2 protein-coding genes and 2 pseudogenes are annotated in these 4886 nt (G+C 68.2%); 2 read left to right on the forward strand and 2 right to left on the reverse strand.

All coding sequences use genetic code 11. The annotated features are described in order from the left end of the window. Nucleotides 1-122 precede the first annotated feature (122 nt). Nucleotides 123-1424 (forward strand): annotated as a pseudogene (locus ASJ79_RS18895) (gamma-aminobutyraldehyde dehydrogenase); the annotation flags it as partial. A gap of 14 nt (nucleotides 1425-1438) precedes the next feature. Here ASJ79_RS18895 and ASJ79_RS34795 read toward each other — a convergent pair. After that, entirely contained in the window at nucleotides 1439-3343 is a 1905-nt protein-coding gene (locus tag ASJ79_RS34795; protein ID WP_197420276.1) for an Ig-like domain-containing protein, read from the reverse strand. Between the two features lie 228 nt (nucleotides 3344-3571). On the opposite strand from ASJ79_RS34795, the gene ASJ79_RS18905 reads away from it, so the two are divergent. Beyond that, nucleotides 3572-4468: a sigma-70 family RNA polymerase sigma factor gene (locus ASJ79_RS18905; RefSeq protein WP_067958428.1), complete on the forward strand. Its 897-nt coding sequence runs from the start codon at nucleotides 3572-3574 to the stop codon at nucleotides 4466-4468. Between the two features lie 5 nt (nucleotides 4469-4473). Here the strand turns inward: ASJ79_RS18905 and ASJ79_RS34125 are convergent. Further along, a pseudogene (locus tag ASJ79_RS34125) lies at nucleotides 4474-4886 on the reverse strand (hypothetical protein); the annotation flags it as partial.

Raw genomic sequence — 4886 nt, forward strand, 5'->3', positions numbered from 1 at the left:
ACACTCCCTGAATCTCGGTCCAGCCGTGCTTCGGCTGCGCGGCCACCCACGGTAGGCGGAACAACCTAAGTCAGGCTAATCAATTTTCGCTGGGCTGGTCAGACCGCGACAGACTATTTACCGCGACCCCGGCCGAGCGGTCGGCGGTGCTGGCCAAGCTCGCCACGCTGGCCGACGAGGCCTCCGCCGAGCTGGTCGCCGAGGAGGTCAGCCAGACCGGCAAGCCGGTGCGGCTGGCCACCGAGTTCGACGTCCCCGGCAGTGTCGACAACATCGACTTCTTCGCCGGCGCCGCCCGTCACCTGGAGGGCAAGGCGTCCGGGGAGTACTCGGGTGACCACACCTCGTCGATCCGGCGCGAGGCCGTCGGCGTGGTCGCCACCATCACCCCGTGGAACTATCCGCTGCAGATGGCGGTGTGGAAGGTGCTGCCCGCGCTGGCCGCCGGCTGCTCGGTGGTGATCAAGCCCGCCGAGATCACGCCGTTGACCACCTTGACGCTGGCCCGGCTGGCCGCTGAGGCCGGCCTGCCGCCGGGGGTGTTCAACGTGGTCACCGGGTCCGGCGCCGACGTCGGCACCGCGCTGGCCGGGCACGCCGACGTCGACATGGTCACGTTCACCGGCTCGACGCCGGTGGGCCGCAAGGTGATGCTCGCCGCCGCCGCGCACGGCCACCGCACCCAGCTCGAGCTCGGCGGCAAGGCGCCGTTCGTGGTGTTCGACGACGCCGACCTGGACGCGGCGATCCAGGGTGCGGTCGCCGGGGCGCTGATCAACACCGGCCAGGACTGCACGGCCGCGACGCGCGCGATCGTCGCGCAGCCGCTTTATGACGACTTCGTCGCCGGGGTGGCCGAGGTGATGGGCAAGGTCGTCGTCGGCGACCCGCACGACCCCGACACCGATCTGGGGCCGCTGATCTCGCCGGCGCACCGGGCCAAGGTGGCGGGCATGGTCGAGCGGGCGCCGGCCGACGGCGCGCGCATCGTGACCGGCGGCGTGGCGCCGGACGGCCCGGGGTCGTTCTACCGGCCGACGTTGATCGCCGATGTGTCGGAGTCGTCGGAGGTGTGGCGCGACGAGATCTTCGGTCCGGTGCTGGCGGTGCGGTCGTTCACCGACGACGACGACGCGCTGCGGCAGGCCAACGACACCGCGTACGGGCTGGCGGCGTCGGCGTGGACGCGGGATGTGTACCGCGCCCAGCGCGCGTCGCGCGAGATCCACGCCGGCTGCGTGTGGATCAACGACCACATCCCGATCATCTCGGAGATGCCGCACGGCGGGTTCGGCGCGTCGGGGTTCGGCAAGGACATGAGCCAGTACTCGCTCGAGGAGTACCTGTCGATCAAGCACGTGATGAGCGACATCACCGGCGTGGCCGACAAGGCTTGGCACCGCACGGTTTTCGCCAAGCGCTAGATGTACCCGGCCGATCAGAGCGTGATCGGTGCCGGGGTCGGCAGTGGCGGGGCGGTCTCGCTGTAGGTGTCCACGGGGGTCACGGTCACCAGGCCGGTGTCGGAGATCGTGAGGGTGAACACCGACCAGTAGCGACCGGTCGCCTCGTCAGAGATGGTGAAGACGGTGTTGACCCCGCTGACCGAATCGCGCACGGTCACCGATGCTTCGGACGCGTTCAATTCATCGTCGCTGCTGAAGCGGTGGACGTAGAACAGGTACTCGCCGGGTGTGCGGGTGTAGATCGTGGTCAGTTCTGGTCCGAACCCATTGGTGTCGTCGGCGGCGAGGGTGGCGACGAAGGTGCCGTCGGCCTGCCGGAGGTTCCTGTTGCCGTAGTAGACGTGGAACTGCCCGCCGCTTGTGCCGGGGCCCACGAGATGTGAGTCGAGGTCTCTCGGCGCTGCGCCCCAACGCATTTCGATGGTGATGTTGTCGATGTTCGGGGTGACGGCGACGGTGAAGGTCTGGCTGACGGCGCCGCCGTTGCCGTCGCTGACCGTCACGGTGAAGGTGTCGGTGGCGGGTCCGCCCTGTCCGGCGGCGGCCCGGGCTGCGGCGGTGGGGGTGTAGATGAACGCGCCGTCGACGATGCTGACGGCGCCGCGGGTCGGCGCGGTCACCTCGTAGGTCAGCGGATCGCCGTCGACATCTTCTGCGTTGAGGCCTGCGGTGACCACGCCGGTGACCGAGTCGGTGGTGGGCCTGTCCGGCTTCATCGTCGGATCGTCGTTGACCGCGCCGACGGTGATGGTCACGGTGGTGCTCGGCGCGTGCCCGCCACGGAACAGCAGGCTCACCAGACCATGGACGTGCCACGCGGCGGCTTCGTCGGACACCCGGTAGGTGAACGTGTCGGTGCCGTTGAAGTCGGCGTTCGGTGTGTAGGTGAAGGTGCCGTCAGGGTTGAGGACGACGGTGCCGTTGGCCGGCTGGGTGTAGTCCTTGATCGTCAGCAGGTCGTCGTTCGGATCGGTGTCGTTGTCCAGCACATCGATCGTGGTGGGGACGTCCTCACTGGTGCTTGCGCTGTCGGCGACGGCGTAGGGCGCACTGTTGAAGAACGTGCGCTGGATCTCGCGATGGACGAAAGCCAGGACGCCCCAGAGGATGGGCGGATCGGCAGGCGTACCGGGGGCGGGCGTGAACAGCATGTCGAGGGCGTCGAAAGCGATGTTGATCAGTGCGAACGGTGCGCCGAGGATCGCCCCGATCGGCGTGACCGGCTGGCGGACGAGCGGTGCGGGAGCAGGAGTTCCGTCGGCATCGGGGGTGGGTTCGGCTATCGGTGGCTCTTGTGAAGGATCTTCTGGGGCAACAGGATCCGTGATGGGCTCGTCGCCCTCGTCAGCGCTTGCGTCGTCGGCCAGGTCGGGTTCTTCGACCGGGTCGGGTTCTTCGACGGGTTCCGGGGTTGGCGCCGTACCGTCCGTCTCTGCCGGCTCGTCGTCTTCGGGTTCCTCTTCGGTGACCTGCTCAGGTTCGGGTTCCAGGTCCTCGACGGCCTCGCGGTCTGCGTCCTCGTCGACGTTCTCTACGTCCTCGTCGACGTCCTCAGCGGCCTCCTCGAGTTCCTCGTCGACGTCCTCGACGTCCTCGACGTCCTCGTCGTCCTCGTCGGCGGCTTCCTCATCGGTGGTCCCGTCGTCCTCGTCGGCCTCGGCAGGTGATTCGGTGGTCGGAGACTCCGAGGACGAGTCCGCAGAACTCGGCGTCTCGTTCGTCGAGGTGTCCGCTCCCGCCGGGCTCGCTATCGCAGTGCCGATCCCCAGCAGGACGGCCATCGCACCCACCCGCCCGATGTACTTCGCGTAACCCACGGCACTGTCCCCTTCGACGATCCAGACCTGACTGGCGCAGCTGATGGTAGACGCTGGCATCTGAATTTGCTACAGGAAGCAAAACGCACCTTATCGCTGGCGTCTACACCACGTTCAGGAAAGTAACATGCCGGGATAATTGACGTTTCTGACTGGTAATTAGCCTTCAGATAGCAAATCAAATGGACAAGATCAGCCGTTGGTTTGCCATAGAGCGACTGTCGCGGTCGCGACCATGCCAGGTTGCCCGCAGCGGGCCTACGGGACGACCCGCTCTAGACTTCTGCCATGACCGCGAGCACGCGCGTCGGCGAGTTCGAGCAGTTGCGGCCGCACCTGCTGTCGGTGGCCTACCGGCTCACCGGCACGGTGGCCGACGCCGAGGACATCGTGCAGGACGCCTGGCTGCGCTGGGACACCCACCGCGCCACCGCGGTCGACGACCTCAAGGCGTGGCTGACCACGGTGGTGAGTCGCCTGGCGCTGGACCGGCTGCGGTCGGCCGCGCACCGGCGCGAGACCTACATCGGCGAGTGGCTGCCCGAGCCGGTGGTCACCGGCCTCGACGGTGACGACCCGCTGGCCGCGGTGGTGGCGGGTGAGGACGCCCGGTTCGCGGCGATGGTGGTGCTGGAGAACCTGACGCCGGATCAGCGGGTCGCGTTCGTGCTGCACGACGGTTTCGCGGTGCCGTTCCCGGAAATCGCCGAGGTCCTCGGCTCGTCGCCGGAATCGGCGCGCCAGCTTGCGTCACGCGCTCGGCGTGCGGTGTCGGCCGCTCCGCCCCCGGCGGCCGAGCATACCGAGGTGGTCGGAAAACTGTTGGAAGCCATGGCCTCCGGTGATCTGGGGCAGGTGGTGGCGCTGCTGCACCCTGAGGTCACGTTCACCGGCGACTCGAACCGCAGGGCGCCCACCGCTGCGCGCGTCATCCACGGCAGCGACAAGGTGGCACGCTTCCTGCTCGGCCTCACGCACCGCTACGGGGCGCAGCGGCTGTTCGACAGCGGGACGCTCGGACTGGTCAACGGCGAACTGGGTCTGTACTCGTCCGGGGCGGAGGCCACCGACGACGCGCCCGCGCTCGCGCCGCGCATCCAGGCCCTGACGGTGCGGGACGGGCGCGTGGTGGCGATCTACGACATCGCCAACCCCGACAAGTTCACCGGCTCACCGCTGCGCTGAGCGCGTCACGCGAACTGCGGGATCACGTAGTCGGCGAACGTCCGCAACGACTCGGGGTCCGCGGGCCGGTCGTGACACACCACCACCCGCTGCGCGCCGGTCTCGACAAGGAAGTCCCCGAGCTCGTCGACCACCTTGCCGACCGACCCGGCGATCGCGGCCACCGCGTGCAGATGGTCCGCGGAGGCCCCGGAGATCTCGCGGTAACGCCGCTCCAGAGCCACCCGCTCCGGCCCCGACACCGACGAATGGTGGTGCAGGGCAATGCCGTTGGCGGCGGCACACTTCAACCCGGCGCCCCACTCCATCACCGTGTTCGGGCTGAGCGAATTAAGGGCTCGGGCGAAGGTTTCATAGATCTTCCAGTGGTCGTCACCAACCTCCAGCCAGGCTTGATCACCGATTCCGTTGCGCCAGT

It is taken from the genome of Mycobacterium sp. NAZ190054 (assembly GCF_001545925.1).
Taxonomy (GTDB): Bacteria; Actinomycetota; Actinomycetes; order Mycobacteriales; family Mycobacteriaceae; genus Mycobacterium.